26 protein-coding genes are annotated in these 25,451 nt (G+C 63.4%); 12 read left to right on the top strand and 14 right to left on the bottom strand.

Going from position 1 to position 25,451, the window contains the following annotated elements; translation table 11 throughout:
• Positions 1 to 30 precede the first annotated feature (30 nt).
• The 7 genes from MESCI_RS08540 to MESCI_RS08510 form a co-directional block, all read right to left on the bottom strand.
• Positions 31 to 1,173 carry a Gfo/Idh/MocA family protein gene (locus MESCI_RS08540; RefSeq protein WP_013529544.1) on the bottom strand — a complete coding sequence of 381 codons (1,143 nt, stop codon included), beginning with the start codon at positions 1,171 to 1,173 and terminating at the stop codon, positions 31 to 33.
• 11 nt (positions 1,174 to 1,184) lie between these two features.
• Entirely contained in the window at positions 1,185 to 1,931 is a 747-nt protein-coding gene (locus MESCI_RS08535) for a sugar phosphate isomerase/epimerase family protein (protein ID WP_013529543.1), read from the bottom strand.
• A 53-nt stretch (positions 1,932 to 1,984) separates the two neighbouring features.
• Positions 1,985 to 3,082: an ABC transporter ATP-binding protein gene (locus MESCI_RS08530; protein ID WP_013529542.1), complete on the bottom strand. Its 1,098-nt coding sequence runs from the start codon at positions 3,080 to 3,082 to the stop codon at positions 1,985 to 1,987.
• A gap of 5 nt (positions 3,083 to 3,087) precedes the next feature.
• A complete protein-coding gene (locus MESCI_RS08525; protein WP_024504414.1) occupies positions 3,088 to 4,020 on the bottom strand; it encodes a carbohydrate ABC transporter permease in 933 nt (310 codons plus the stop codon).
• 2 nt (positions 4,021 to 4,022) lie between these two features.
• Positions 4,023 to 4,910, bottom strand: coding sequence for a carbohydrate ABC transporter permease (locus MESCI_RS08520; protein WP_024504415.1), 888 nt, complete (start codon positions 4,908 to 4,910; stop codon positions 4,023 to 4,025).
• 81 nt (positions 4,911 to 4,991) lie between these two features.
• Positions 4,992 to 6,230, bottom strand: a complete 1,239-nt coding sequence (locus MESCI_RS08515; protein WP_013529539.1) for an ABC transporter substrate-binding protein — start codon at positions 6,228 to 6,230, stop codon at positions 4,992 to 4,994.
• 26 nt (positions 6,231 to 6,256) lie between these two features.
• Positions 6,257 to 6,481, bottom strand: a complete 225-nt coding sequence (locus MESCI_RS08510) for a hypothetical protein (protein WP_164919866.1) — start codon at positions 6,479 to 6,481, stop codon at positions 6,257 to 6,259.
• Positions 6,482 to 6,633: 152 nt separating this feature from the next.
• On the opposite strand from MESCI_RS08510, the gene MESCI_RS08505 reads away from it, so the two are divergent.
• Complete coding sequence (locus MESCI_RS08505; RefSeq protein WP_013529538.1) at positions 6,634 to 7,689, top strand: LacI family DNA-binding transcriptional regulator; 1,056 nt, start codon at positions 6,634 to 6,636, stop codon at positions 7,687 to 7,689.
• Between the two features lie 17 nt (positions 7,690 to 7,706).
• Here MESCI_RS08505 and gndA read toward each other — a convergent pair whose 3' ends face one another.
• The 6 genes from gndA to MESCI_RS08475 form a co-directional block, all read right to left on the bottom strand.
• Positions 7,707 to 9,134 (bottom strand): NADP-dependent phosphogluconate dehydrogenase, encoded by a 1,428-nt coding sequence (gene gndA / locus MESCI_RS08500; RefSeq protein ID WP_013529537.1) that lies wholly within the window; start codon positions 9,132 to 9,134, stop codon positions 7,707 to 7,709.
• Positions 9,135 to 9,282: 148 nt separating this feature from the next.
• The gene (locus tag MESCI_RS08495; RefSeq protein WP_013529536.1) at positions 9,283 to 10,920 is read right to left on the bottom strand and encodes a copper resistance CopC/CopD family protein; all 1,638 of its coding nucleotides are present in this window, start codon (positions 10,918 to 10,920) and stop codon (positions 9,283 to 9,285) included.
• 54 nt (positions 10,921 to 10,974) lie between these two features.
• Entirely contained in the window at positions 10,975 to 11,493 is a 519-nt protein-coding gene (locus tag MESCI_RS08490) for a YcnI family copper-binding membrane protein (protein WP_013529535.1), read from the bottom strand.
• Positions 11,494 to 11,534: 41 nt separating this feature from the next.
• Complete coding sequence (locus tag MESCI_RS08485; RefSeq protein ID WP_013529534.1) at positions 11,535 to 12,074, bottom strand: copper chaperone PCu(A)C; 540 nt, start codon at positions 12,072 to 12,074, stop codon at positions 11,535 to 11,537.
• A gap of 97 nt (positions 12,075 to 12,171) precedes the next feature.
• A complete protein-coding gene (locus MESCI_RS08480) occupies positions 12,172 to 12,528 on the bottom strand; it encodes a DUF2946 family protein (RefSeq protein ID WP_013529533.1) in 357 nt (118 codons plus the stop codon).
• A 194-nt stretch (positions 12,529 to 12,722) separates the two neighbouring features.
• Positions 12,723 to 13,625 (bottom strand): GntR family transcriptional regulator, encoded by a 903-nt coding sequence (locus tag MESCI_RS08475; RefSeq protein ID WP_013529532.1) that lies wholly within the window; start codon positions 13,623 to 13,625, stop codon positions 12,723 to 12,725.
• Positions 13,626 to 13,854: 229 nt separating this feature from the next.
• On the opposite strand from MESCI_RS08475, the gene MESCI_RS08470 reads away from it, so the two are divergent.
• The 6 genes from MESCI_RS08470 to MESCI_RS08445 all read left to right on the top strand — a co-directional run bounded on the left by MESCI_RS08470 (position 13,855) and on the right by MESCI_RS08445 (position 21,497).
• A complete protein-coding gene (locus MESCI_RS08470; RefSeq protein ID WP_013529531.1) occupies positions 13,855 to 15,360 on the top strand; it encodes a UxaA family hydrolase in 1,506 nt (501 codons plus the stop codon).
• 60 nt (positions 15,361 to 15,420) lie between these two features.
• Positions 15,421 to 16,419, top strand: coding sequence for an aldo/keto reductase (locus tag MESCI_RS08465; protein ID WP_013529530.1), 999 nt, complete (start codon positions 15,421 to 15,423; stop codon positions 16,417 to 16,419).
• Between the two features lie 300 nt (positions 16,420 to 16,719).
• Positions 16,720 to 17,712 carry an ABC transporter substrate-binding protein gene (locus MESCI_RS08460; protein WP_013529529.1) on the top strand — a complete coding sequence of 331 codons (993 nt, stop codon included), beginning with the start codon at positions 16,720 to 16,722 and terminating at the stop codon, positions 17,710 to 17,712.
• A 183-nt stretch (positions 17,713 to 17,895) separates the two neighbouring features.
• The gene (locus MESCI_RS08455) at positions 17,896 to 19,449 is read left to right on the top strand and encodes a sugar ABC transporter ATP-binding protein (protein WP_013529528.1); all 1,554 of its coding nucleotides are present in this window, start codon (positions 17,896 to 17,898) and stop codon (positions 19,447 to 19,449) included.
• Positions 19,446 to 20,411: an ABC transporter permease gene (locus MESCI_RS08450; RefSeq protein WP_013529527.1), complete on the top strand. Its 966-nt coding sequence runs from the start codon at positions 19,446 to 19,448 to the stop codon at positions 20,409 to 20,411. Before MESCI_RS08455 ends, MESCI_RS08450 begins: the two co-directional genes overlap by 4 nt.
• A gap of 66 nt (positions 20,412 to 20,477) precedes the next feature.
• Positions 20,478 to 21,497, top strand: a complete 1,020-nt coding sequence (locus tag MESCI_RS08445; RefSeq protein WP_013529526.1) for a zinc-binding alcohol dehydrogenase family protein — start codon at positions 20,478 to 20,480, stop codon at positions 21,495 to 21,497.
• A 191-nt stretch (positions 21,498 to 21,688) separates the two neighbouring features.
• Here the strand turns inward: MESCI_RS08445 and phnF are convergent, their stop codons facing one another.
• Entirely contained in the window at positions 21,689 to 22,438 is a 750-nt protein-coding gene (gene phnF, locus MESCI_RS08440; RefSeq protein WP_024504427.1) for a phosphonate metabolism transcriptional regulator PhnF, read from the bottom strand.
• 133 nt (positions 22,439 to 22,571) lie between these two features.
• Here phnF and phnG point away from each other — a divergent pair, with 133 nt between their 5' ends.
• The 5 genes from phnG to MESCI_RS08415 are packed head-to-tail and all read left to right on the top strand — an operon-like array spanning position 22,572 to position 25,446.
• Positions 22,572 to 23,033, top strand: a complete 462-nt coding sequence (gene phnG / locus MESCI_RS08435; RefSeq protein ID WP_013529524.1) for a phosphonate C-P lyase system protein PhnG — start codon at positions 22,572 to 22,574, stop codon at positions 23,031 to 23,033.
• Positions 23,033 to 23,644, top strand: a complete 612-nt coding sequence (gene phnH / locus MESCI_RS08430) for a phosphonate C-P lyase system protein PhnH (RefSeq protein ID WP_013529523.1) — start codon at positions 23,033 to 23,035, stop codon at positions 23,642 to 23,644. Before phnG ends, phnH begins: the two co-directional genes overlap by 1 nt.
• 1 nt (position 23,645) lies before the next feature.
• Positions 23,646 to 24,758, top strand: a complete 1,113-nt coding sequence (locus MESCI_RS08425; protein ID WP_013529522.1) for a carbon-phosphorus lyase complex subunit — start codon at positions 23,646 to 23,648, stop codon at positions 24,756 to 24,758.
• Complete coding sequence (gene fosX / locus MESCI_RS08420) at positions 24,755 to 25,174, top strand: FosX/FosE/FosI family fosfomycin resistance hydrolase (RefSeq protein WP_013529521.1); 420 nt, start codon at positions 24,755 to 24,757, stop codon at positions 25,172 to 25,174. The genes MESCI_RS08425 and fosX overlap by 4 nt, the downstream gene beginning before the upstream one ends.
• Positions 25,171 to 25,446, top strand: coding sequence for a hypothetical protein (locus MESCI_RS08415; RefSeq protein WP_013529520.1), 276 nt, complete (start codon positions 25,171 to 25,173; stop codon positions 25,444 to 25,446). The genes fosX and MESCI_RS08415 overlap by 4 nt, the downstream gene beginning before the upstream one ends.
• The last annotated feature ends 5 nt before the right edge of the window (positions 25,447 to 25,451 follow it).

The raw sequence follows: 25,451 nt of genomic DNA, 5'->3' as shown, positions 1-25,451 counted from the left end.
GAAACGGGGAGAGGGTTGAGGTGTGCTGCCCTATTTCTTCTTCGCCAAAAGCGCCTTGGCTTCCTTGACGCCAAGTGCGGCCGGCCGTTCGCAGGTGGTCTGCATGGCGACGAACTTGCCGGTTTCGCCGGAACGCAGCAGGCCGGTCATCACGTCGACGGCGTGCAGCGCCAGCTCCATCGAACAGCGGTGCGGCCGGCCTTCCGCGATCGCCACCGCCATATCGGCAAGGCCTGACGTGCGGTAGTTGGCCATCATGCCTTGCGAATGCATCTCGTTGGGCACGCCGAACGGATGCGGCCAGTTCGGCAGCTTCTTGACCGGTTTGGCCGCGACGGTGAAGCGAACGTCACCACCGAAGAAGTTCGGGTCCGGCACAAACACCGTACCCGCCTCGCCATAAAGCTCCATCGGCGCGTGGCCGTGGGCCCAGACGTCCCAGCTGGTGTTGAGCGTGATAACGGCGCCGTTCTCGAACTCCAGCAGGCCATGGATGGTCGTCGGTGTGTTGACCGGTATCTTTTCACCCGCGCGCGGCTTTGAACTGATCGTGCGCTCCTTGGCTGGCGTCGTGGCGAAGGCCGCGACCTGCTTCACCGGCCCGATCAGCTGGATCAGATTGGTGATGTAATATGGTCCGATGTCGAGCACCGGCCCCGCGCCTGGCTGGAAAAAGAAATCCGGATTGGGGTGCCAGTGCTCCATGCCGTGACCCATGACATGGCAGGTACCGCTCGTGACCTTGCCAAGCTTGCCGGTGTCGATCAGGTTGCGTACCAGCTGGTGCGCGCCGCCGAGGAAAGTGTCTGGCGCCGAGCCGATGCGCAGACCCTTTTTCTCCGCCCGCTTCTTAAGGTCGAGCCCTTCCTTGACCGACAGCACGAACGGCTTTTCCGAATAGACGTGCTTGCCGGCGTCGAGGATCTGCTTTGACACCTCATAGTGCACCGCCGGGATGGTCAGATTGACGATGATGTCGATGTCGTCGGCCTTGAGCAGGTCTTCGACGGTTTCGGCGCGCAGCTTGAACTCCTTCGCCCGCGCCTTGGCCGCCTCCATGTTGATGTCGGCGCAGGCACGCATCTCGATGCCGCGGAACAGCGGCGCCAGCGAAAAATACGCCTTCGAGATGTTGCCGCAGCCGATCACGCCGATGCCAAGTTTCTTTGCCATGCTGATTGCTCCTAATAGGTTTTGGCGGCTGCGATGGAGCGGCGGGCGAAACGCTCGATGTCGTTGGGGTTGTCCTGTTCCATGACGTAGTATTGGGCAGCACTCCTGGCACGCAACACCTTGATCAGGCCGGCCCAGTCGATGGTGCCATGGCCGACATCCGACCAGCCATCCTCATCCAGCCCCTCGCCGGGCTTGGCCATGTCCTTGACGTGGACGGCGCTGATGCGCTTGCCGTGTTTCTCGATCCACGGCAGCGGATCATCGCCGCCGCGCACCACCCAGGCAACGTCCATCTCCCAGCTGACATCGGGCGCGGATGACAGGATGTGGTCCTGCGGCACCGATCCGTCGGCAAGTTTCTTGAACTCGAAATCATGATTGTGCCAGGCAAAGCCGTAGCCGGCCTTTTTCGCGGCATCACCGACCTTGGCCAGGCGTTCGCCGAAACCACGCCAGCCGGCCACGTCGGATGGCCGCTGGTCGGGCATCAGGAAAGGGCAGATGAGCAGCGTGATACCGAGTGCGTCGGCGGTTTTGCGCACGCCGTCAAAATCGTTCTCGAGCGCGTCGATCGAGAAATGCCCAGTCGGCATGGCAAGCCCGTTCCTGTCGAGCTCGGCACGGAATGCCTTGGGATCATCATAGACGCCGCCGAAACCTTCGACCTGGGCGTAGCCGAGCTTGCCGAGCATGGCGAGCACACCGTCCCAGGGTTGGAAATTGCGGGCGCTGTAAAGTTGGAATGACCAATTCATCGTCTCTGTCCGTTTTGCTTGGGGATCGTCGTTGGAAGGTTGGTTCTCGGAAGCTAGATGCGTGTGCCGGTTGCGGTGTCGAAAAGCGAGGCGCGCATCGGATCGAATCCAAGCGTCACCGCCTCGTCGTTCTTGGGCGTGCGTTCCGAGGTCACTCGGACGCTGAAATTCTGCTGGGCAAGCTTCAGCCAGACCAGCGTGTCGGAGCCCATGGGTTCGACCACCTCGACATTGGCGGCCATCGAGAACGGCCAGCCGGTGCCGCTGTTCAGGCTGACATGCTCGGGCCTGATACCGAATGTGACGGGGCCGGGAGCCGGAGGCTTGGCAAAGTCGTAAGTGCCGAGCGGGATCTTGATATCCCCGGCCGCGAACCGCCAGCCGCCGTCGGCGTCTTCCAGGTGGCCATCGACGAAGTTCATTGCGGGCGAACCGAGAAAGCCGGCGACGAAACGGTTGACCGGACGGTTGTAGATGGTCTGCGGCGCATCGAGCTGCTGGATGACGCCGCCCTTCATCACCGCGATGCGGTCGGCCAGCGTCATCGCCTCGATCTGGTCGTGGGTGACGTAGATCATGGTGTTCTGCAGCTTGCGATGCAGCAGTTTGATCTCGACGCGCAGTTCGGCGCGCAGCTTGGCATCGAGATTGGACAGCGGCTCGTCGAACAGGAACACGTCGACATCGCGCACCAGCGCCCGTCCGATGGCGACGCGCTGGCGCTGGCCGCCGGAAAGTGCGGCCGGCTTACGCTGCAGCAGCGGCTCGATCTGCAGGATTTCAGCCGCCCGCGCGATCCGCTTGGCGATCTCTTCTTTTGGCGTGCCGGCGACACGCAGCCCGAAGGACAGGTTCTTCTCCACCGTCATTTGCGGATAGAGCGCATAGGACTGGAACACCATGCCGATGCCGCGGTCCTTGGGCTCTTCCCAGGTGACGTTCTTGCCCTTGATGAAGATGCGGCCTTCGGAAACGTCGAGCAGGCCGGCAATGCAATTGAGCAAGGTCGACTTGCCGCAGCCGGACGGCCCGAGCAGCACGATGAACTCGCCATCGGCGACATCCAGATTGAGCGTCTCCAGGACGGTCACCGCGCCGAAATTCAGCGACAGGTCCTGGATCGAAACGCTGGTATCGTTGGCTGCCGTCATCGCCATCACCCCTTCACCGCGCCGGCGGCGATGCCGCGTACGAAAAGCTTGCCGGAGATGAAGTAGACGATGAGCGGCACAAGCCCGGTCAGGATGGTTGCGGCCATATTGACGTTGTACTCCTTCACGCCTTGCACCGAATTGACGATGTTGTTGAGCTGCACCGTCATCGGATAGGTGTCGGGGCGGGTGTAGACGACGCCGAACAGGAAGTCGTTCCAGATGCCGGTCACCTGCAGGATGATGGCAACGACGAAGATCGGCAGCGACATCGGCAGCATGATGCGCAGGAAGATGCCCCAGAAGCCGGCACCGTCGACACGTGCCGCCCGGAACAGCTCCTCCGGCATCGAGGAGAAATAATTGCGGAACAGCAGCGTCAGGATCGGCATGCCGAAAATGGAATGGACGATCACCAGCCCGCTGAGGCTGCCATAGAGGCCGATCTCGCGCAGGATGATGACGATCGGATAGATCATCACCTGGTAGGGAATGAAGGCGCCGACGATCAGGATGATGAAGAACGTATCGGCGCCCTTGAAGCGCCAATTGGCCAGTGCATAACCGTTCACCGAGGCGATGGCGATCGACAGCAGCACTGACGGCACGGTGATGCGCACCGAATTCCAGAAGCCGCGCGAAAGTCCGTCGCAGTTAAGGCCGGTGCAGGCAGTCGACCACGCCTTGACCCACGGTTCGAAAGTGATCTCGAGCGGCGGTGAGAAGATGTTGCCGAGCCGGATCTCCGGCATGCCCTTGAGCGAGGTGACGACCATGACGTAGAGCGGCAAGAGGTAGTAGACCGCCATGACGAACAATGTGCCGTATAGGAAGACGTTGCGGCGCGAAATCACGCGGCGCGGCTTCGGGCCGTAGGGATCGGTGATGCCCTGGCGCGCGCCGGCGGCGGTGCTCGCTTGAGCGGTGATGTCTGCCATGCTCATTTGCGCCGCCCGAACTCGAGATAGGCCCAGGGCACGATGACGATCACCACCGAGAGCAGCATCATGGTCGAGGCAGCAAAGCCCTGGCCGAGGTTCTGGGCGAAGAACATATAGTCGTAGACGTATTTGGCCGGCACTTCGGAGGCGATGCCCGGGCCGCCGCTGGTCTGGGCCACGACGAGGTCATAGACCTTGACGATGCCGGCAGCGATGATGACGAGCGTGGTGATGAAGACCGGCCGCATCATCGGGATGACGATGAACAGATAGGTCTTCCACATCGGGATCCCATCCACCCGCGCCGCCTTCCAGATGTCCTCGTCAATGCCGCGCAGGCCGGCCAGCATCAGGCACATGATGAGCCCTGTGCCTTGCCACAGCGCCGCGATCGATATGCCGTAGATGACGATGCTGGAATTGTAGAGCGGGTCGAAGCTGAAGCTCGTCCAGCCTAAGTCACGGACCACATGCTGGATGCCGAAATCCGGATTGAGCAGCCACTGCCAGACCAGGCCGGTGACGATGAAGGAGAGCGCGAAAGGATAGAGGAAGATGGTGCGCAACGTGTCCTCGAAGCGGATCTTCTGATCGAGCAGTGCTGCAAGCAGGAAGCCGATGACCAGCGAGAACACCAGCGAGATCGCGCCGTAGATCAGCAGGTTTTCGATCGAGATCAGCCAGCGCGGCGTCGCCCACAACCGGTAGTATTGGTCGAGCCCGACGAAATTCAGCCGCGGCAAGAGCTTCGAATTGGTGAAGGAATAGAGCACCGTCCAAACGGTGCCGCCGACGAAAACCACCATGGCGGTGAGGATCATCGGGATCGAGGCGACCTTCGCATTGAGGTTGCGGAACAGAAGGTTGGGGCGTTCGCTCTTGCTCATCTCGTCAGCCGGCTGGGTAAGGGCGGTGCATTCCCGGCCCTGCATTCGCAAGGCCGGGAGCGAGGTGGGTTGCCGCCAGCGTCAGTCCGCCGAAGCGATGAGGTCGGCGAAGCGCTTCTGTGCGTCTTCGACGGTCAATTCCGGCTTGGCGAAGAATTCGGCGAAAAGGTCTTCCTTCTGCTTCTGGGTGTCCTGTGAAAGCAGTTGGTCCGTCCATGGAATGACGGCGCCCTTGGCGAGGATGGCGAGGCCTTTCTTCATGCAGTCGTTCGCCGCGTTGAGATCGACGTCGCCGCGCACCGGCAGGGAACCCTTCTTCAGATTGAAGGCAACCTGCGTCTTGGGATCGAGCAGCGTCTCGGCCAGCACCTCCTGCGCCTTGCTCTTGTCGGCATCCTTGAGCAGCGGGAAGTAGAAGGCGTCGCCGCCCGTGGCTATGACCTCGTTCAGCCCAAGGCCCGGCAGGCAGGTATAATCCTTGCCGGCGGTCTTGCCGGCAACCTGGAACTCGCCCTGTGCCCAGTCGCCCATGATCTGGCCACCGGCCTTGCCGGTGATGACCAGGTTGGTCGCCTGGTTCCAGTCCTGCACATTGGTGTTCTTCGCCATCTTGCGGGCATCGTCCGCGGCCTTGAAGACCTTGGCGACTTCGGGCCCGGCGGCGAACTTGGCATCCTTGTCCTTGTAGACCTTGAGGAACGTGTCCGTGCCGCCCACAGCCGCAAGCAGCACGTCGAAGGCACCGGAGGATTGCCAGGCTTGCCCGCCGACGGCGAGCGGGATGATGCCGGCCTTCTCCAGTGCCGGCGCTGCCGCCACGAATTCATTCCAGTCCTTCGGCAACGGCACGCCGGCCTTCGCGAAGGCTTCGTTGGACAGCCACAGCCACTGCCAGGAATGGATGTTGACGGGCACGCAATAGATCTTGCCGTCGATGGTGCAGCCGTCGAGCAGGCTCTTCGGCCGCACGACATCAGTCCACTTGCCCTTGGTGGCGACGTCGGTGAGGTCGCGCATCAGGCCGGCCTGCACCAGCTCTTCCGCCTGCCGGCCGTGGTTGAATTGCGTGGCGCCCATCGGATCGCCACCGGTGATGCGGCTGATCATGATCGGCCGCGCCGTGCCGCCGGAGCCGGCAATGGCGCCGTCCACCCAGTGGTTGCCGGTCGCATCGAATGCCTTGGCAAGTTCCGCAACCGCCGCGGCCTCGCCGCCTGAAGTCCACCAATGGGTGACTTCCAGGTCCGTCGCGGCCGCCTGACCGGCAAATTGCAGTGCAGCCGTCGCCGCCAGGGCAGCGGTCAAAAATCTGTATCGCATTTCGGCTCCTCCCAGAATCTGAAACGTTACAGATTTTCGATACGGCAATTGTGCGGGCTGTGCAACCCATCAACGAAGCGCCCTTGATATTTTTTCGGGCCGCGAACAAATTCGCCTGAATGATCGCGCTTCTCATGCACTGCAGCATGGTTTGCTGCGGCGCAAACACCGAAATGCCGCCTGATACGGGCAAAAGGCGGCGGCAGGGCGATTTCTCCTGGAATCCCAATGCGTTTCGCAAAAAGAGCCATCCACCTCGTGACGAGGACATACATCTCGATACTGGCAACCTGTAACGTTTCAGTATATTGACGCTTTGCCGGGGCTGGGACGCATATCGTATCGCTATGACGGCGATTGCCGACATGGCCCGCGGCTGCTATGCGCCTGACGGGCGGGACGAATGGACAGACAGCGTACGGACAAGAACGGGGAGAACTCGGCACAAGGGCGGCCGACGTTGAAGACGCTTGCCTTCATGACCGGGCTCGGCGTCACCACCGTGTCACGCGCCTTGAAGGATGCCCCGGAAATCGGCGCCGAGACCAGGCGCCGCGTCCAACTCGTCGCCAAGCAGATCGGCTACCGGCCGAACCGCGCCGGCGTGCGTCTGCGCACCGGCAGGACCAATGTCATCAGCCTCGTGCTCAACACCGACCGCGAGATCATGAGCTTCGTCTCGGACATCATCTACGGTGTTTCGGAAGTGCTCGCCGAAACGCCCTATCACCTGATCGTCACGCCTTATTCCCGCTCGCAGGATCCGATGGAGCCGATCCGCTATCTCGTCGAGACCGGCTCGGCCGATGGCGTCATCATCTCGCGCACCCAACCGAACGATCCACGCGCCCGCTACATGCTCGAGCACGGCATGCCCTTTGCCACGCATGGCCGCACCGATATGGGCCTCGTCCACCCCTACCATGACTTCGACAACCATGTATTCGCGATGGAAGCCGTGCGCCGCCTGGCGAGCATGGGCAGGCGCAAGCTGGCGCTTCTGTCGCCGCCACCCGGGCTGACCTATTATGGCCACACGCTGAACGGCTTTGCCGATGCGCTGAGCGAGGTCGGCGCCAGCGAAATTCCGTTCAACACCGTTTCCATCGATCACACGATCGAGCAGATCAGGACCAGGACCGCGCAGGTGATGCGCCGCGAAAACAGGCCGGACGGCTTCGTCAGCAGCGCTGCCGCCGCGACACTGGCTATCGTCGCCGGCATCGAAGATGCCGGCCTCAAGCTTGGCCGCGACGTCGATGTCGTGTCCAAGCAGTCGTCGGACCTGTTGCACCTGTTCCGGCCGGAATTGCTCGTCGTCAACGAGAACTTCCGCCTGGCCGGCTCCGATCTCGCCCGCTCCGTGCTCGGCTGGATCGGCGGCGCCGCACCCGGATCGTTGCAGCGCCTGGTCGCCACCAGCGAGGTTCAGGCGTTCAGCCCGCCGGTTTCCGTTTAGGCTCTTGGGCCGGCTTGTCAGCCAGCCGCACCGCTTCCCCACGGCCCATGGAACGCGCCTTTGTCGTCGATACGCTCGAAGCCGTGCGCGCCGAAGAAGTCGCGTTGCGCCTGGATCAGGTTCGAGGTGCCGCGGCCTTGGCGATAGCTGTCGAAATAGGCAAGTGCGGAAGACAGCGCCGGAACCGGCGAGCCGGCCTCCGAAGCCCTCGCCACGATGCGGCGCAGCGACGGATGCGCTCCCTGCATCAGCGAGATGAAGGCCGGCGCCATCAGAAGGTTGGTCGAGGCGCCGCCCTTGCTGAAGGCTTCCGCCATGGTGTCGAGCATCTGCGAGCGGATGATGCAGCCGGCGCGCCAGATCCTGGCGATGGTCGGCATCGGCAGGTTCCAATTGAATTCATTCGACGCGCCGCTCATCACCGCAAAACCTTGGGCGTAGGCGGCGATCTTGCCGGCGAACAGCGCCAGTTCCAGATCTTTCAGCAAGGCGTCCTTGTCACCGGAAATCTTCGTCACGCCGATGTTGCCATAGGCCTTTTCCGCCGCCAGTCGCTCGTCCTTGATCGACGACAGAACGCGCGCCGCCACCGCCGCCTCAATCGCGGTGGCCGGGATGCCGAGCTGCTGCGCCTCGATGACCGACCATTTGCCGGTGCCCTTCTGGCCGGCGCGGTCGAGGATGATGTCGACCACCGGCTTGCCGGTCTTCGGATCGTCAGCCGCCAGCACCTTGGCGGTGATCTCGATCAGGTAGGAGTTGAGCCGGCCCTTGTTCCAGTCGGCAAACACCGTGCCGATCTCTTTCGGACCCATGCCCAGGCCGTCGCGCAGGATGCCGTAGATCTCCGCGATCATCTGCATGTCGGCATATTCGATGCCGTTGTGGATGGTCTTGACGAAATGTCCGGCGCCGTCGGTGCCGAGCCATGCCGCGCAGGGTTCGTCCTTGAATTTGGCGGAGATCGCCGTCAGCACCTTCTCGACGCGCTTCCATGAGTCCTCCGTGCCGCCGACCATGATCGACGGCCCGTGGCGTGCCCCCTCCTCGCCGCCGGACACGCCCATGCCGATGAAGGTGAGACCCGAACCGGAAAGCTCGGAGAAGCGCCGCATCGTGTCGCGGAAATTGGCGTTGCCGGCATCGATGACGATGTCGTTGGCCGACAGCACGCCACGCAGTGCCGCGATCTGTTCGTCGACCGGCTTGCCGGCCAGCACCATGATGATGATCGGGCGCGGCGGCCGGATCGCGGCGGCGAGCTCTTCAAGGCTGTAGCAGGGCACGACCATGTCCCTGAGCGCGCCGGCATTCTCGACAAAGGCATCGGTGCGCGCCCTGGTGCGGTTGAAGACAGCGATGCGGTGCCCGTGCTCGGCGATGTTGAGCGCCAGGTTGGAGCCCATCGTGCCAAGGCCGATCAGGCCGATTTCGGCTTTTTCCATCGTTTCTTCCCTGCTCTCGGATCGTTTGTTGAGACCGCGATTTTGCGGGCGATGATTGACGGGCCTTGAGGCCTGCGTCAACCGCCTCGCCGAATTGTGTTGCCCGGATTGTCGGTCGTGCCCGTGTAGAGGTACCTGGCAGTCCCGCCTACGGCCTGATGTCGACGGGCGCCTCGATCTTCACCATCTGAAAATCCGAGACCAGTATGTCGATGCGCACCGTCCACCGGCCGGGCACCGGAATGACGAGGTTGTCGACGCGCCAGCTGCCGTCGCCGGGCTTGGTCGCCGTGCGCTTCAAGGGTTCGATGCCGGAATCGGGCTTTGACAGCACAAGCGTTACCTCCTTGGCGTCGAGCGGGCCGAAATCGCCGCTCATGATGACCATCGAGGCAACGACCGGGCCGGCATGGCCGGGAGTGAAGTTGAGATCGGCCATCGCTTGCAGCGCGTGGATATGGACCGACACCGGTTGCGCTGCCGCGATCGCCAGGGCTCGTGGCGGCGGTGTGAAGCGCCAGCCCGCGGCAACGCCGAAAATCGCCAACACGATCAACATCTCGACGTGGATCGAGCGGACCAGCCTGCGTTGAACTTCCGTCGATCCCGCCTCGGCCGATGCCGTGAGTTTCCAGCGGTTGACGGCAGCGAGCGTGAACAGAAAGACCAGCAGCCCGAGCTTGATCAGCAGCAGCCTTCCATAGGCGGTGTCGACCAATGCCGCGGGCGTTTGCACCTGGATGACGGCAAGCACGGTGCCGGCAGCGGCAAGCACGGCCACCACGGGCAGGATCGCCCAAGAAAATCGCCGCAGGAATGGCGTGGCCTCCGCCGATTGCCCCTTGAGCGCCAGCCCGAGTGGGACCAATGCGCCGACCCACGACGCGATGCAGACGCCATGCAGGAACACCATCGGCCGCGTCAGCCATTGCGGTTCGGCGGCACTGGCATGGCCGCTGGCGGCAAGGGCAATCCCCACCCCGGCCAGGCCGGCCAGCGCCAATGGCTTGGCGGTGGCACGGGGACCGGCCAGCGACAGCAGGCCAAGCCCCAGCGCGATCAGCGCGACCAGCACCGTCCAGCCGAAGCTGGTGCCGAGCCCGGTCCGCCAGATGACCGATTGTGCCAGATGGGAGAGCGGCGCCCCGAGTGCATCAAGCCCCTGCAATCCGAGCGACAGGGACGACGCGACCAGCCCGCTCAGGATTGCAGCTACAACGAAGCGTTGCCCGGCACGGGCACTTCCGGCCAACCAGGCAAGCGCGAAGGCGCCGCCAACGCCGAGGAAGAGGCCGACGTAGAGAAAGATTTTGCCCGCCCAGATAGCCGACCGCAACGGCCAGTCGACGGCTTCGGATACGGCCGGCGGTTCGCTGGGCGCTCCGATGGAAAACAGCAGCGATCCGCCGACGGGATGACCGTCTGCGGAGATGACGCGCCAGCTCAAGACATGCGTGCCCGACTTGAGCGGCTGCGGATTGTCGATCTCGACGGTCTGGTCGCTGAGACGAAAGGCGGTCAGTGGAACCGGCTTGCCGTCGGGCTTCACCAGCGTCAGCACCAGAGGCGAGACCGGCTCGCTGAAGGTCAGCGAGAACTGCGCCGGTCCCTGTGCCAGCACCGCGCCGTCGGCCGGGTCGGTCTTGATCAGCGCGGCATGGGCAAAGGCCTGATCTGACACGGCAAGGCTGGCAAGAAACACGATCACAGCCAACAGGCCGACGGCAAGCCGGCCGGTGCGTTTGCCGGTCATGCAAGCCGTTTGCAGGAGGGAGGTCGTGCTCATGTCACCGCCACGAAAAAAGAGCGGCGCACTCGAAAGAGCGCGCCGCCTGGGAGATCATTTCTTCGGCAGCAGCTTGATGCCGGGTGCCGGGCTTTCCAGTGCGTCTTCATCCTGCCCTGCCGCTGGAATCTCGATCCAGCGATCGGCTGCACCGTCGCATTCCTGCACGACCGGGAAATAGAGTTTTTGGCCGACGGGGAGATCCGCCGTCAGCGTCGCGCGGAAAACGAACTCGTCATAGAATTCATCGGGCAGGTTGCCGCCGCTCCAGTCGACCTCCTTGACCCCATCGGTCACCGCCTGACCGTAGAGCTGGTAGGATTTCTCGTACTTGCCCTTCTTGGTCTGCAGCGTCCAGCCGGGCTTCGGCATCGGCTTGATCGCGATCACCCCTTCCGGAATCTGCACGCGCACGGCGGTCGTCGCCTTGCCGTCGCAGCCATGCGGCACGCGCAAAACGGCCTTGTAGGTCGAGCCGACCGCCGCCTCCTGGGTTTCGAACGTGATATGCGCGAAGGCGGCGCTGGTTCCGAGCGCGAGAAGTGCGCCGGCCGACAAAAGATATTTGTTCATGATGGTCCCTCGGATTTTCAAGATTTGTCGAGCTGGCGCGGTCAATTGGCGTGATCGTCCACGGCGCCGCCGCCCATGCCTTCGACGGCGAAATCGACGCTGACGGCGCCGGCCTTTTCGAAGGTCAGGGTGGCGGAGAACTTTTCGCCCTGTTTGGGTTGCCGCTTCAGGCCCATGAACATCAAATGATAGCCGCCAGGTGCAAGGGCTACCTTGCCGCCGGCCGGAATTTCCAGGCCGCCGGCAACCGGCCGCATGGTCATGACGCCGTCCTTGACGCCCATCTCATGCAGCTCGGCCTTTTCGGAGACATCGGAGGAAATCGACACCAGCCGATCCGGCGCACTGCCCTTGTTGGTGATGGTGAAATAACCGCCGGCCACTTTGGCGCCGGCCGGCGTGGCGCGCGACCAGGGGTGGCCGATCTCAAGATCGCCAACCTTGAACTCATGCGCGAGGACGGACTGGGCGCCTGTGAACAGCAGCGCAAGAGCCAGCACGGCAATGCCGACACGCTCTTCGATGCCGCGTAGAATGCGGCCGGCCATAGGACGCGCGGCGTCAGGGAAAAAATAGGACATGGTTGCTCCATGAAGTGAAGGTCGCGCCGTTGCCGGTCGCGAGCAGTTAGATCTTTGGATGGGTACGCCCACGAAAGGTTCCGCCGGGCAAACAGGCTCAGGCCGTCAGCGGCGGCGCGCGCGGGTTCGACGGCGAGCGCTCACGCGCAAAGTCGAGATGGATGGCCGCCGGGAAGACAAAGGCGACCGTTTCAAAGGAAAGGCTGCCCGGCGCCAGACCGGCATTGGGCGGCGGCGCAAAGGCCGCCGAAACCATGCTGCAGCCGAGCACGCAGCATGCCGGCAGATGGGACGGCGGCTGGTTGCCGCCCGGAAGCTGGGTTGCGCCGTCATGGGTACAGATGACGTTGCCGAAAGCGTCGAGTTGCGATGCATTGGGACCGGCGCCGAAGGCGAATGCACCAAGCGTCGACTGGAGCAACAGCAGATAGGCCGCGACAAGCGCGACCGGCATGCTCCATCGTCTCCTCGATACGCCCAAAGCCCTGCCTCTTCGCAGCAACCAACCATATCTAGCACGGGGCCGGCGGGTGGAAAATCGCCAAATCGCCGCGGCGGCAACGCGGCAGGCCCAAGGCATGTCGCCCAGAAGTGTATAGCGGTTTTGGGACAACATGCATGAAACAAGGCTCCGAGCCGCGATGCGGCTCAGTGTTTTTGCAGCGACCGGCTCTCCGGGATCGAGGTCAGCAATGTCTGGCGCGCCGACTTCAAATGCTTGCGGCAAGCGGCGTCGACCTTGCCGAGATCGCGTGATTTCAGCGCTTCTATGTAGACCAGATGCTCACCGATCGCGACTTCGTTGCGCTCGCGTTCCTGCGCCTTGTTCCACTGGTAATGGTAGTGGAAGATCATGGCGATGACATCGTAGAAATCGACGATGAAGCGATTGCGCGATGCCCGGTGGATCAGCCGGTGGAAGCGCTCGTCGAGTTCGGAGAACTCGGTGAAGCGGGCGGCTATGTCGTTTGCCAGCTGGCGATGCTCGTCTTCCAGGCGGTCGAGATCGGTCCAGACTGCGCTGTCCTGCGGTAAAGCGGCAAAGGCGGCCGCCGAGCGCAGTTCGAACATCTCGCGGATTTCGGTCAGCTCCAGCGCGAAGGCGCGCGTAAAGCCCTTCAGCACCCAATGACTGTTGCGACGTTTCTCGATCAGGCCGAAGCGGGAGAAGCGGATCAGGAACTCGCGCACGCTGGTGGTGCCAACGCCGATCTCGCGCGCCAGTTCGAGTTCGTTGATCTGCATGCCGGCTTCGGCGCCGCCGGCGAGCAGCCGACGCATGAACGACCGTTCGATGATCTCGGCCAGCGTGTCTGTCTCTTCCTCGGGGAAGAAATCATCGGGAAGCGGTTCGCGCAGCACCGTCTTGGCGCGCTTGTTCCAGGCGATCAGCCCGGTCTCTTCCATGCGCGCGAGAATGGTGCGCACCGTGGTCCGGCTGACGCCAAGCAAGGTGCCCAGTTCCGGCTCCGAAGGCAGGCTGCGCGTTTCGTCGAGCAGCCGCAGGCAGCGGTTGTAGGCATCCTTGTAGACGTTGTTGCTCTTCGACATCCCTGACCCGTTGCACGCCGTCGCTTGCAGCGGACGGTTTGAAGCGCAATATGACGTTCGCATGGCTCTGAGAAGCGAAATTGCTTCCCGGAACAACCCGGAGACATGCGGAACTCCCCACGAAAAAACAATTGACGCAAAACTGTTTTTTCACGATAAAAGACAATATCTCTAAACAGGCGCGTGTCAATCCGCCCCGCGCAACCCAGGATCACCCAGGAAACCGCCCGTGAACGCCTCCAACTGCATTCTTCTGTCCCCCGCCGACAATGTCGCAGTCGCGAACGGCCGCATCGAGATCGGCACCGCGCTGCCGGGCGGTGCCGTCGCCAGTGCGCTGATCGAGCCCGGCCACAAGGTGGCGATCAAGCCGATCGCCGCCGGAGAGGCCGTGGTGAAATACGCCCAGGCGATCGGTCGCGCGACACAGGACATCGCAGCCGGCGAGCACGTGCATTCGCACAATCTGGTTTTCGAATCCGGCCGCTTGCCGGTCGTGCCGCCGAGCGAGGCCGAGCACGCGACGGAGGCCGACCGCGCCCGCACCTTCATGGGCTATCGCCGCGCCGATGGCCGCGCCGGCACGCGCAACTTCATCGGCATCGTCGCCAGCGTCAATTGCTCGGCCACCGTCTGCCATTCCATCGCCGATACCGCCAACCGCACGCTGTTGCCGAAATACCCCGGCATCGACGGCTTCGTGCCGATCGTGCACGGCCAGGGCTGCGGCATGAGCGGCACCGGCGACGGCATGATGGTGCTGCACCGCACGCTTGCCGGCTATGCCCGCCACCCGAATTTCGGCGGCGTGCTGATGGTCGGCCTCGGCTGCGAGGTCAACCAGCTCACCCTCTACGGCCAGAAGGGCGTCGCTGCCGGCAAGCGCCATTTCAACATCCAGGACGCCGGCGGGTCGCGCAAATCGGTGGAAAAAGCGATGGGCGTGCTGGCCGAGATCGCCGAGGAAGTCGGCCAGTTGAAGCGTGAGCCGATCCCGGTCAGCGAGATCGTCGTCGGCCTGCAATGCGGCGGCTCCGACGGCATGTCGGGCATCACGGCCAATCCGGCGCTGGGCGCGGCTGTCGACATCCTGGCCGGTGTTGGCGGTATCGGCATCCTCTCCGAGACCACGGAAATCTACGGTGCCGAGCATCTGCTTGCCTACCGCGCGGCAACGCCGGAGATTGCGCAGAAGCTCGACGGCTTCGTGAAGTGGTGGGAGGACCACGTCGCCAAGCATGGCGCCTCGATCGACAACAATCCCTCGCCCGGCAACAAGCGCGGCGGCCTCACCACCATCCTGGAGAAGTCCCTCGGTGCGGTCGCCAAGGGCGGCCAGACGCCGCTCAACGGCGTCTTCGGCTACGCCGAAAAAGTCACCGGCAGTGGCCTCGTGTTCATGGATACGCCTGGCTACGACCCGGTTTCGGCGACCGGCCAGGTGGCGGGCGGCGCCAACGTCATCGTCTTCACCACCGGCCGCGGCTCCTGCTTCGGCTGCCGTCCGACGCCGTCGATCAAAGTCGCCACCAACTCGACCATGTACCACCAGATGGAAGAGGACATGGACGTCAATTGCGGCGTCATCGCCTCCGGCGAAAAAACCATCGCCGGCATGGGCCGCGAGATCTTCGAACTGATCGTCGAGACGGCTTCCGGCCGCAAGACCAAGAGCGAGGATTTTGGCTACGGCGACAACGAGTTCGTGCCCTGGCATCTTGGCGCAACGCTTTAGATTTTACTGATATAAAGTAGACTGCGCGCCGGTCAGCGGCGGGCAACGGGGAGGTTTTGCATGGAAAAACGCCGTATCGGTCGGACAGCTCTGGAGGTCACCGAAGTCAGTTTCGGCGGCGCCGCACTTGGCGGCCTTTACCGCGCCTGTTCGCGCGAAGCGGCGATGGAGACGCTGCAGGGCGCCTGGGATGCCGGCCTGCGCTATTTCGACACCGCACCCTTCTACGGCTTCGGACTGTCGGAGCGCCGCTTCGGCGACTTCCTGCGTTACAAGCCGCGCGATTCCTATGTGCTGTCGACCAAGGTCGGCCGGCTGTTTCGCCCGGTGCCGGACGATCAGGTTCCCGATCACTCCTATGTCGATCCGCTGCCCTTCGCGCTCGACTACGACTATTCCTATGACGGCATTATGCGGTCGGTCGAGTTCAGCTATGCGCGGCTTGGCCTAAACAGGATAGACATCCTGTTTGTCCACGACATCGGCGCCTACACCCATGGTATCGAGAAGACCAAGCTGCATTTTCGCGACCTGATGGATGGCGGCCTCAAGGCACTCGAAGAGCTGAAACGGACTGGCGTCATTTCTGCCTATGGGCTTGGCGTCAACGAGGTGCAGATCTGCCTGGACGTGATGCGCCGGGCGCCGCTCGACTGCATCCTGCTCGCCAGCCGCTATTCCTTGCTCGACCGCAGTGCCGAAGCGGAGTTGCTGCCGCTATGCCGGGCACAGCAGACCTCCTTGGTCATTGGCGGCGTGTTCAACTCCGGCATCCTGGCAACCGGCCCGGTGCAAGGCGCACATTTCGACTACCGCCCCGCCAGCCATGACGTGCTCGACCGCGTCGGCGCAATGGAGAGGATCGCCGCCGAGGGTGGCTATCCGCTCGCCGCCGCAGCGTTCCAATTCCCCTTGCATGAAGCTGCCGTCGCCACCGTACTGACCGGCACCGCCAAACTGGCAAATCTGACGCGCAACCTCGAGCTGCTCGACATCGACGTACCGGAAACGGAATACGCCAAATATCGTCCCTACACGCTGGTGCAGGAGCTGGTGTGAAACTTCATGTTCCTGCGGCACATGGAGGAATGGATATTCCATATTGACGAATTGGTGGAATTAATATTCCATACGTTCCCAGAACGGAACGGAAGCGTGACGGCGCCAATGGGAGAACAGGGCGGGGGATCTGCCTCTGCCAGGCCTCGCAACGACTGATCAAACACCGCTTGCATCGATCTGTTCGATGCACTATCAAAACAGGGCAACTGTTTTTTATTGATAAAGTTCTGTTTGGGACCGCGCCTATCCGAACGGAGCTTCCGTATCGTTCACCGGGCGACTTAGGGAGGAAACCTCATGAAATTCGTGACCAGCATTCTCAACCGCCGCGCCGTCATGGCGCTGGCAGCAGCTTCAATGCTCGCCGGCGTCATGCATTCGGCGCCGGTTTCGGCGGCGGACGTCACCATTCCGATCATCGTCAAGGACACCACGTCCTTCTACTGGCAGATCGTTCTGGCCGGCGCCCGCAAGGCCGGCAAGGATCTCGGCGTCAACGTGCCGGAACTCGGCGCCCAGGCTGAAACCGACGTCAACGGCCAGGTCTCGATCCTCGAGAACGCCGTTGCCAGCAACCCGGCGGCCATCGTCATTGCGCCGACCGAGTTCAAGGCGCTCGGCAAGCCGATCGATGAAGCCGCTGCCAAGGTGAAGGTCATCGGCATCGACTCCGGCGCCGACTCCAAGGCCTTCACCTCGTTCCTGACCACCGACAACGTCCAGGGCGGCCGCGTCGCTGCCGACGGCCTCGCAGCCGCCATCGGCGCCGCCAACGGCGGCAAGATCGAGGGCGACGTTGCCCTGATCACCAACGCACCTGGCGCCGGCTCGCTCGAACAGCGCAAGCAGGGCTTCACCGAACAGCTGGCCGCCAAATATCCGGGCCTCAAGCTGGTTGCCGACAAATACGCCGACGGCCAGGCCACCACCGGCCTCAACATCGCCACCGACCTGATCACCGCCAACCCGAACCTCAAAGGCATCTTCGCTTCCAACCTGATCATGGCGCAGGGCGTCGGCCAGGCCGTCGCGGAAAACAACCTTGGCGGCAAGCTGGCGCTGGTCGGTTTCGACAGCGACGAGAAGCTGATCAAGTTCCTCAACGACGGCGTCATTTCCGCCCTCGTCGTCCAGGATCCGTACCGGATGGGCTATGACGGCATCAAGACCGCGCTCGCCGCCTCCAAGGGCGAGAAGGTCGAAGCCAATGTCGACACCGGCGCCAACCTGGTGACCAAGGACAACATGAAAGACCCCAAGATCGACGCGCTGCTCAATCCGAAGCTCTGAGCCGTCGCATCCGCAATCGTCTCCGGGGCACCTCGCCCCGGAGACACAAACTGCCGCACAAACGGCTTGGCAATCCGCACGCCTGAGCCAGGCTGTTTTCGAGGCATATCCCTGCCTCGCCGCGTGCCAATCGTGAGGCCAGCCTGGGAAGCCAATCCGGGAGGCCAATCTGGGAGGATTGTCATGATTTCGACGGCGCAGGAACTGCATCCCGCACCCGTTCTGGAACAGGGGCGGACTATCCTCGAATTGCGTGGGCTGGAGAAGCGCTATCCCGGCACCCACGCGCTGAAACCGGTCGACCTCGCCTTCAAGTCCGGTGAGATCCACGCCATCGTCGGTGAAAACGGCGCCGGCAAATCCACGCTCATCAAGCTTCTGACCGGCGTCATGCCGCGCACCTCCGGAGAGATTGTCTGGGAGGGCCAGCCGGCCGCCCTGGCGACGCCGCACGAGGCGATGGCGCTCGGCATCAATGCCGTGCACCAGGAAGTCGTGCTGTGCCGTCACCTGACGGTCGCCGCCAACATGTTCCTCGGCGAGGAGAATTCGCGCTTCGGCATCCTGCAGCAGCGCGCCATGGTCAGGCAGGCGCAGACGATCATCGACGACCTCGGCTTCGACCTGCCGGCGCATGTCACGCTCGGCGACCTGACCATCGGCCAGCAGCAGCTGATAGCCGCCGCCCGCGCCACCGTGCGCGGCACCAAATTCCTGATCTTCGACGAGCCGACCGCCTACCTCACCCGCAAGGAGGCCGACCAGCTCTTCACGCTGATCCGCCGTCTGAAGGGCGAAGGCGTGACGATCATCTACATCAGCCACCGTATGGAGGAAGTGTTCGAACTCGCCGACCGGGTATCCGTGCTGCGCGACGGCACGCTGGTCGGCACCCGCAACATCGCAGAGACCAACGATGCCGAACTGGTCAAGATGATGATCAACCGCTCGATCGAGCAGGTCTATCACAAGGAGCATTTCACGCCGGGCGCCGCCATCATCGAGGCGAGAAACCTGTCCGGCAAGGGCTTCGAAAATGTCTCGATGACGGTCCGCGCCGGCGAGATCGTCGGACTCTATGGGCTGATCGGCGCCGGACGCAGCGAGTTCGTCACCACGCTCTACGGCCGCCACCGCAAATCCGCCGGCCAGATCCTCTGGGAAGGCAAGGAGGTACAGGTCAATTCCGAACATGACGCGATCAAGCTCGGCATGGCGCTGGCGCCGGAGAGCCGCCGCGACCAGGGCCTCTGCCTCAACCTGCCGGTCGGCTTCAACCTCAACCTGCCGATCTACAAGCGCATCTCGAACAATCTGCTGATTTCGAGCACGCAGGAGAAGACGCAGGCCGATCGCCAGATCGCCGATCTGCGCATCAAGACACCGACACGTGGCGCGCTGGCATCCAGCCTGTCGGGCGGCAACCAGCAGAAGATCGTCATCGGCAAATGGCTGGCGCACGGCGCCAAGCTGTTCATCTTCGACGAACCGACCGTCGGCGTCGATGTCGGCACCAAGGCCGAGATCTACCGCCTGTTCGGCGCGCTTTTGTCAAAGGGCGCCGGCATCATCCTGATCTCGTCCTATCTGCCGGAAGTCTATGAACTCGCCGATACGCTGCATGTGTTCCGGCGCGGCAAACTGGTGGCGACGCACGGTTTTCACGCCGCCAGCCACGAGGATATTCTCACTCAGGCGCTCGCCGAGAAACAAGAAAAGCTGGGAGGACAGATATGAGCACCGAGGCGATCGCCGTCGAAAAACCGAAGCGCAACTATAATGTCCTGTTCGGGCTGACGCTATTGGCGCTGCTGGTTCTGCTCTGGATCCTCCTCTCCGTGACGACGACGAGCTTCGCCTCGGCCAACAACATAGCCAATCTCCTGCGCCAGGGCTCGATGATCGCCATCATGGCGGTCGGCCAGACCTTCGTCATCATCACCGGCGGCATCGATCTGTCGGTCGGCGCCGTGGTCGGCTTCGCCACCGTGGTCGTGGCCATGATGATCAATGCCGGCTTCCCCATCTGGCTCGCCATTCTGGTGACGCTGCTGGTCGGTGTCGCCATCGGCATGTTCCACGGCTTCGGTATCGTCAAGATGGGCCTGCCGCCCTTCATCATCACGCTGGCGACGTTGACCTCGCTGCGCGGCATCGGCCTTTTGATGACCAACGGCAATTCGATCAACATCAACAGCGACACCTTCACCGCCTTCTCGCGCAATTCCTTCATCGGCATCCCCAACCTGTTCTGGATGGTGATCCTGGTCGGCATTCCGGCCTATATCTTCCTGCACCACAGCCGCTGGGGCAGATACCTGTTTTCGGTCGGCTCCAACGCCGAGGCCTCGCGCCTGTCCGGCGTCAATGTCCAGCGCACCATCTACATGGCCTACACGCTGTCGGGCCTGTGCGCCGCCTTTGTCGGCGTGCTGCTGGCCGCCCGCATCGGCATCGGCAACCCGACGCAGGCCGAGGGCTGGGAACTACAGGCGATCGCGTCGTCGGTCATCGGCGGCACCTCGCTGTTCGGCGCCGTCGGCTCGGTGCATGGGCCGCTGCTCGGCGCCTTCATCCTGGCCACCATCAACAACGGCGCCAACCTGCTCAACGTCAATTCGTTCTGGCAGCGCATCATCACCGGCGCGCTGATCATCATCATCGTCTACTTCGACGGCCTGCGCCGCCGCGGCAAGTAGCGACCCCGCAATCAACCGCCGGTCCGCCACACCAACGGGCCGGCGATTTCATGACTGGATTAGCGCATGAAAGCCGTCCTCTGCCGTTCGCCCGGCGATCTTGTCCTTGAAGACCGGCCCGCACCCGAGACACCGCCTCCCGGCTGGGCGCTGGTGGCGGTCAGCCATGTCGGCATCTGCGGCACCGACTACCACATTTTCGAGGGCAAGCACCCGTTCCTCGCCTATCCCCGCATCATGGGTCATGAGGTCTCGGGTACCGTGATGGAGACCGGCGAAGGCGTCGAACTGGCCATTGGTGAGCCCGTCGTCGTCAACCCCTATCTTTCCTGCGGCAAGTGCATCGCCTGCCGGCACGGCAAGCCCAATTGCTGTGTCAGGATCGAGGTGCTTGGCGTGCATCGCGACGGCGCCATGTGCGAACGCATCCTGGTGCCGGCGCAAAATCTCTATCCGGCCAACGGCCTTTCGCTGGCCGACGCCGCTGCCGTCGAGTTCCTGGCCATCGGCGCGCATGCCGTGCGGCGCGCCCGCGCCGACCCCGGCGCCCGCACGCTGGTCATCGGCGCTGGCCCGATCGGGCTCGGCACCGCCATCTTCGCCCGCATCGCCGAACTGGACGTGACACTGCTCGACATGAGCAGTGAAAGGCTCGCCTTCGCTGGAAACGAGCTTGGTTTCCAGACCCTAGACGGCTCGCGCGGCGCGGTGCCCGATCTGGTCAGGGAAGCGACATCAGGCGAAGGCTTCGATGTCGTCTTCGACGCCACCGGCAACACCCAGTCGGTGCAGTCGGCCTTCGCCCATGTCGCGCATGGCGGAACGCTGGTGCTGGTCTCCGTCGTCAAGGACGATATCAGCTTTTCCGACCCGGAATTCCACAAGCGAGAGATGACGCTGATCGGCAGCCGCAACGCGCTGCGCGCCGACTTCGATCATGTCGCCGCCTCGATCCGCAACGGGGCCGTACCACTGGCCAAGCTCGTCACACACCGCACCACACTCGCCGCCACGCCGCGCGATCTGGCTCGTTGGGCGCATGAGAAATCCGGCCTGATCAAGGCTGTGATCGAGGTGGGGTTATAACATGGCAGGCGGCGAACCCAGCCCGAACTGACGACGCCCGAGCCAGGTCGACCCCCACTCCGTCTCGGCGAAGCCGAGACGGAGTGGGGGAAGGCGGTCCTCAATCGCCAAGACGCAAGTGAGCGCGACCGAGCTGGTCTGATATCAGCGTGAGTCAGATAAATCACGGTCTCGTATAAGCCCGTCACTCCCTACAGCGCCGACAGCTTCAGCTCCACCCGTTCGGCCGGGAAGCGCGACTCGGAAAACTGGATTGGTTGGCCGTCCGGCGTGACGTTGACGGCGACCGTGACCAGTACGATGGCGCCCGGCTGCAGGTCGAGGTCGGCAAGGTCCGCCGCATCGGCATGGCGCGCCGACAGCACGGTCGATTGCCTGAGGTAATCGTCTATGCCGAACCGCGCCAGCGAGGCGGTGATCGAGCCGGTCTCGGCCATCGCGGCATCGATGCCGGCAAAGCGCCGGGCTTCGAACCAGCCAGCAGCGCGCGACACCGGCCGTCCATCGGCTTCGCCGCGCGTTTCCAGGCGGATCACATCGGCTCCCTTGGCAAGACCCAGTCCCTCGGCGACGCGCTGGCTGGCCGGCTCGACCGACGAGGCGAGCAAGGCGATGTGCCGTTCCGTCGTCTGCGCTTGCAGCCCTGTCGAAAACCGTGTGCGCGCCCCGATCGGATAGGACAGCCGCTTGCGCGACAGCACGAAGGTGCCGCGCCCCTGCTCGGCCCGCAGCACGCCTTCCCTTACGAGGGCTGATATGGCGCTGCGCACCGTGTGGCGGTTGACGCCATAGCGCTCTGCCAGCGCCACCTCCGGCGGCAGCGCTGCATTCTCCGTGAAATCGCCGATGGCGATCGCATGCAGCATCTTGTCGGCAATCTGCCGCCACAGCGAAACGCCACTGCGCCGCTCGATGCTGTCCGCTGCTAGCCGCCCGACCATCATTGCCCCAATCTTCCAGCGCCCAGTCTTCTATCGCTGTCATCCACCCGTCATGGACACCCGTTAGATAATAGGTATAATTTGTATAGTTGTCTATATCAATAGACAAATTTAGCCACGAGGACTACAGCTCATGCGAGGACAGGAAGCCCGCGACCAGGCCGAGCGCAAGGCCGCCATGGCAACCCTTGCGCAATCCAGCGGCGATGACATCGTGCGGCTCTGGAATGAGGCCGGACTGCCTTCGGACGCCGAGCTGTTGCGCGGCCCCGAAACCGGCCTTGTCACCCTGCGCGGCCGCATCGGCGGCGGCGGCGCCCCTTTCAATGTCGGCGAGGCGACCGTCACCCGCGCCACGGTCAGGCTACCCACCGGACAGGTCGGCCATTGCTATGCGCTTGGCCGCGACAAGCAGAAGGCGAAGCTGGCGGCTATCGCCGACGCCCTATGGCAGGACCCTGCCCGCCGCAATGAGGTCGAGACCGGACTGATAGCGCCTCTGCAGTCGGCTCTGACCATGGCGCACGAAAAACGCCGCGCCGAGACGGCGGCAACGAAGGTGGATTTCTTCACCATGGTTCGCGGAGAAGACTGATGGACGCAGCTGTGCAATCGATCGAGGGCGGGTTCGCCGATCCGGTCTTCAACGCCCAGACCGTGTTCCGCGCCGTGATGGACGCAATGGCGCGGCCGGGCAGCGTGCAACCGCTGCCGGCCTTCGCCCGCCCGCCGGTGCCGCTCTCGGCTACCGCCGGCGCCATCGCACTGGCGCTGTGCGACAATGACACGCCGCTCTGGCTCGACCCGGCTTTGCAGGCCTCCACCGCGATCAGATCATGGCTTGGGTTCCATACCGGCGCGCCATTGGCCAACACACCGGCCGATGCGCATTTCGCCTTGATCGCAGCACCTGCCGAGATGATGGCGCTCGATGGCTTTTCGCAGGGCACGCAGGATTATCCCGACCGCTCGACCACGCTGATCCTGCAGGTCAGCGATCTGGTCTCCGGCACGCCGCTATTGCTCGAAGGTCCTGGCATCGAAACCAGCGCCACGATCGCGCCGGCGCAGATACCACGCCATTTCGTCGAGCAGTGGAAGCAGAATATCAAGCGCTTTCCGCGCGGCGTCGACTTCATCCTCGCCACATCAGGCGGCATCGCCTGCCTACCGCGCACGACGGGCATCAAGACGATGGAGGCGTAAGATGTATGTCGCGGTAAAAGGTGGCGAAGCGGCAATCGCCAACGCCCACAGCCTGCTGGCCGACCGCCGGCGTGGCGACCGTTCGGTGCCCGCCCTTCGTCTCGACCAGATCATCGAGCAGCTGGCGCTCGGCGTCGACCGGGTGATGAGCGAAGGCTCGCTCTATGATCGTGAACTGGCCGCGCTCGCCATCGCCCAGGCGCGCGGCGACATGATCGAGGCGATCTTCCTGGTGCGCGCCTACCGCACCACGCTGCCGCGCTTCGGCTACTCCAGGCCCATCGACACCGCCAACATGCTGGTCGAGCGGCGCGTGTCGGCGACCTACAAGGATCTGCCCGGCGGGCAGTTGCTCGGACCTACCTTCGACTACACCCACCGGCTGCTCGATCCCGAGCTTGCCGCCGGCGCCGATGTCGCCGAGCCCTTGCTGCGCGAGACGGAAGCGCAAGCCATGCCGCGCGTCTCGGCGATCCTCGCCCGCGAAGGCTTGATCGAACCGGATGGCGACATGCCGCAGGACCATGTCCCCGGCGACATCACCCGCGAGCCGCTCGAATTCCCGATGGCGCGCGACATCCGCCTGCAGGCGCTGTCACGCGGCGATGAAGGGTTCCTGCTGGCGCTCGGCTATTCCACCCAGCGCGGCTATGCCCGCAACCACCCCTTCGTCGGCGAGATCCGCATCGGCGAAGTCGAGCTGGAGCTCGACGTGCCCGAACTGCCCTTCTCGGTGCCGCTCGGCACTGTCCGCGTCACCGAATGCCAGATGGTCAACCAGTTCAAAGGCTCGGCCAAGGCGCCGCCGCAATTCACCCGCGGCTACGGCCTGGTCTTCGGCCAGAGCGAGCGCAAGGCGATGGCCGTGGCACTCTGCGACCGGGCGCTGCGCGCGAAAGAGCTCGGCGAGGATGTCGTCGCCGCGGCCCAGGACGAGGAGTTCGTCATCTCGCACTCCGACAATGTCCAGGCGACCGGCTTCGTCGAGCATCTGAAGCTGCCGCACTATGTCGACTTCCAGGCAGAACTCGATCTCGTACGCCGCATGCGCACCGAATATGACGCCCGCCAAAACCCCGTGAAGGTCGAAGAGAAGCGGGAGGCCGCGGAATGATCGAGGGCCTTTCCCACATGACCTTCATCGTCCGCGATCTCGAGCGGATGACCGAAATCCTCGAGGGCGTATTCGACGCACGCGAAGTCTATGCCAGCGACGCCAGGCAGTTCTCGCTGTCGCCCGAAAAATTCTTCCTGATCGGTGACATCTGGGTCGCCATCATGGAGGGCGAACCCTTGCCGGAGCGCAGCTACAACCACATCGCCTTCAAGATCGATGACGCCGATTTCGACCGCTATGCCGAGCGCATCGGCAGGCTCGGCCTCGACATGCGCCCGCCGCGCCCGCGCGTCGAGGGTGAAGGCCGCTCGATCTATTTCTACGACGAAGACAACCACATGTTCGAACTGCACACAGGCACGCTCAATGAGCGGCTGGCGCGCTATGCAAGGGGATCGGAGGCTGCGGAATGAATTTAGTGCCCGACGCCACCATGGCCGCCACCATCGTGGGAATGACCGCCATAGCCGTCATACCCGGAGTAATCACCATTCCCGACGCCCACGGACTCACCTTGAGAACCTTCTTTGGGGCCGGGCAAAATCATGCGCCGAAGGAAGAAGAGAACGACGCCGGCGAACACCACCAACAGAATTCCGAGATGCATCCATCCGGTCGAGTTCATCTGAATTCGCCCCTGTATCCGCGTCCTGGACGCCAATTCGATAGCACAATGTGGATGTGATCGCC

Origin of the sequence: Mesorhizobium ciceri biovar biserrulae WSM1271 (genome assembly GCF_000185905.1) — a bacterium.
Lineage (GTDB): Bacteria > Pseudomonadota > Alphaproteobacteria > Rhizobiales > Rhizobiaceae > Mesorhizobium > Mesorhizobium ciceri.
The sequence above is the reverse complement of the archived record's forward strand: the minus strand, read 5'-3'. Positions and strand labels throughout refer to the sequence as shown.

Coding starts and splice junctions, on each gene's coding strand:
- MESCI_RS08505 (WP_013529538.1), top strand. CDS start 6,634: ATGGACAGACAGCGTACGGACAAGAACGGGGAGAACTCGGCACAAGGG.
- MESCI_RS08535 (WP_013529543.1), bottom strand. CDS start 1,931: ATGAATTGGTCATTCCAACTTTACAGCGCCCGCAATTTCCAACCCTGG.
- gndA (WP_013529537.1), bottom strand. CDS start 9,134: ATGGAAAAAGCCGAAATCGGCCTGATCGGCCTTGGCACGATGGGCTCC.
- MESCI_RS08460 (WP_013529529.1), top strand. CDS start 16,720: ATGAAATTCGTGACCAGCATTCTCAACCGCCGCGCCGTCATGGCGCTG.
- MESCI_RS08540 (WP_013529544.1), bottom strand. CDS start 1,173: ATGGCAAAGAAACTTGGCATCGGCGTGATCGGCTGCGGCAACATCTCG.
- MESCI_RS08450 (WP_013529527.1), top strand. CDS start 19,446: ATGAGCACCGAGGCGATCGCCGTCGAAAAACCGAAGCGCAACTATAAT.
- MESCI_RS08425 (WP_013529522.1), top strand. CDS start 23,646: ATGTATGTCGCGGTAAAAGGTGGCGAAGCGGCAATCGCCAACGCCCAC.
- MESCI_RS08495 (WP_013529536.1), bottom strand. CDS start 10,920: ATGAGCACGACCTCCCTCCTGCAAACGGCTTGCATGACCGGCAAACGC.
- MESCI_RS08485 (WP_013529534.1), bottom strand. CDS start 12,074: ATGTCCTATTTTTTCCCTGACGCCGCGCGTCCTATGGCCGGCCGCATT.
- MESCI_RS08510 (WP_164919866.1), bottom strand. CDS start 6,481: ATGGCTCTTTTTGCGAAACGCATTGGGATTCCAGGAGAAATCGCCCTG.
- MESCI_RS08415 (WP_013529520.1), top strand. CDS start 25,171: ATGAATTTAGTGCCCGACGCCACCATGGCCGCCACCATCGTGGGAATG.
- fosX (WP_013529521.1), top strand. CDS start 24,755: ATGATCGAGGGCCTTTCCCACATGACCTTCATCGTCCGCGATCTCGAG.
- MESCI_RS08445 (WP_013529526.1), top strand. CDS start 20,478: ATGAAAGCCGTCCTCTGCCGTTCGCCCGGCGATCTTGTCCTTGAAGAC.
- phnG (WP_013529524.1), top strand. CDS start 22,572: ATGCGAGGACAGGAAGCCCGCGACCAGGCCGAGCGCAAGGCCGCCATG.
- MESCI_RS08465 (WP_013529530.1), top strand. CDS start 15,421: ATGGAAAAACGCCGTATCGGTCGGACAGCTCTGGAGGTCACCGAAGTC.
- MESCI_RS08525 (WP_024504414.1), bottom strand. CDS start 4,020: ATGGCAGACATCACCGCTCAAGCGAGCACCGCCGCCGGCGCGCGCCAG.
- MESCI_RS08515 (WP_013529539.1), bottom strand. CDS start 6,230: ATGCGATACAGATTTTTGACCGCTGCCCTGGCGGCGACGGCTGCACTG.
- MESCI_RS08455 (WP_013529528.1), top strand. CDS start 17,896: ATGATTTCGACGGCGCAGGAACTGCATCCCGCACCCGTTCTGGAACAG.
- MESCI_RS08475 (WP_013529532.1), bottom strand. CDS start 13,625: ATGTCGAAGAGCAACAACGTCTACAAGGATGCCTACAACCGCTGCCTG.
- MESCI_RS08530 (WP_013529542.1), bottom strand. CDS start 3,082: ATGACGGCAGCCAACGATACCAGCGTTTCGATCCAGGACCTGTCGCTG.
- phnH (WP_013529523.1), top strand. CDS start 23,033: ATGGACGCAGCTGTGCAATCGATCGAGGGCGGGTTCGCCGATCCGGTC.
- MESCI_RS08480 (WP_013529533.1), bottom strand. CDS start 12,528: ATGCCGGTCGCGCTTGTCGCGGCCTATCTGCTGTTGCTCCAGTCGACG.
- phnF (WP_024504427.1), bottom strand. CDS start 22,438: ATGGTCGGGCGGCTAGCAGCGGACAGCATCGAGCGGCGCAGTGGCGTT.
- MESCI_RS08520 (WP_024504415.1), bottom strand. CDS start 4,910: ATGAGCAAGAGCGAACGCCCCAACCTTCTGTTCCGCAACCTCAATGCG.
- MESCI_RS08490 (WP_013529535.1), bottom strand. CDS start 11,493: ATGAACAAATATCTTTTGTCGGCCGGCGCACTTCTCGCGCTCGGAACC.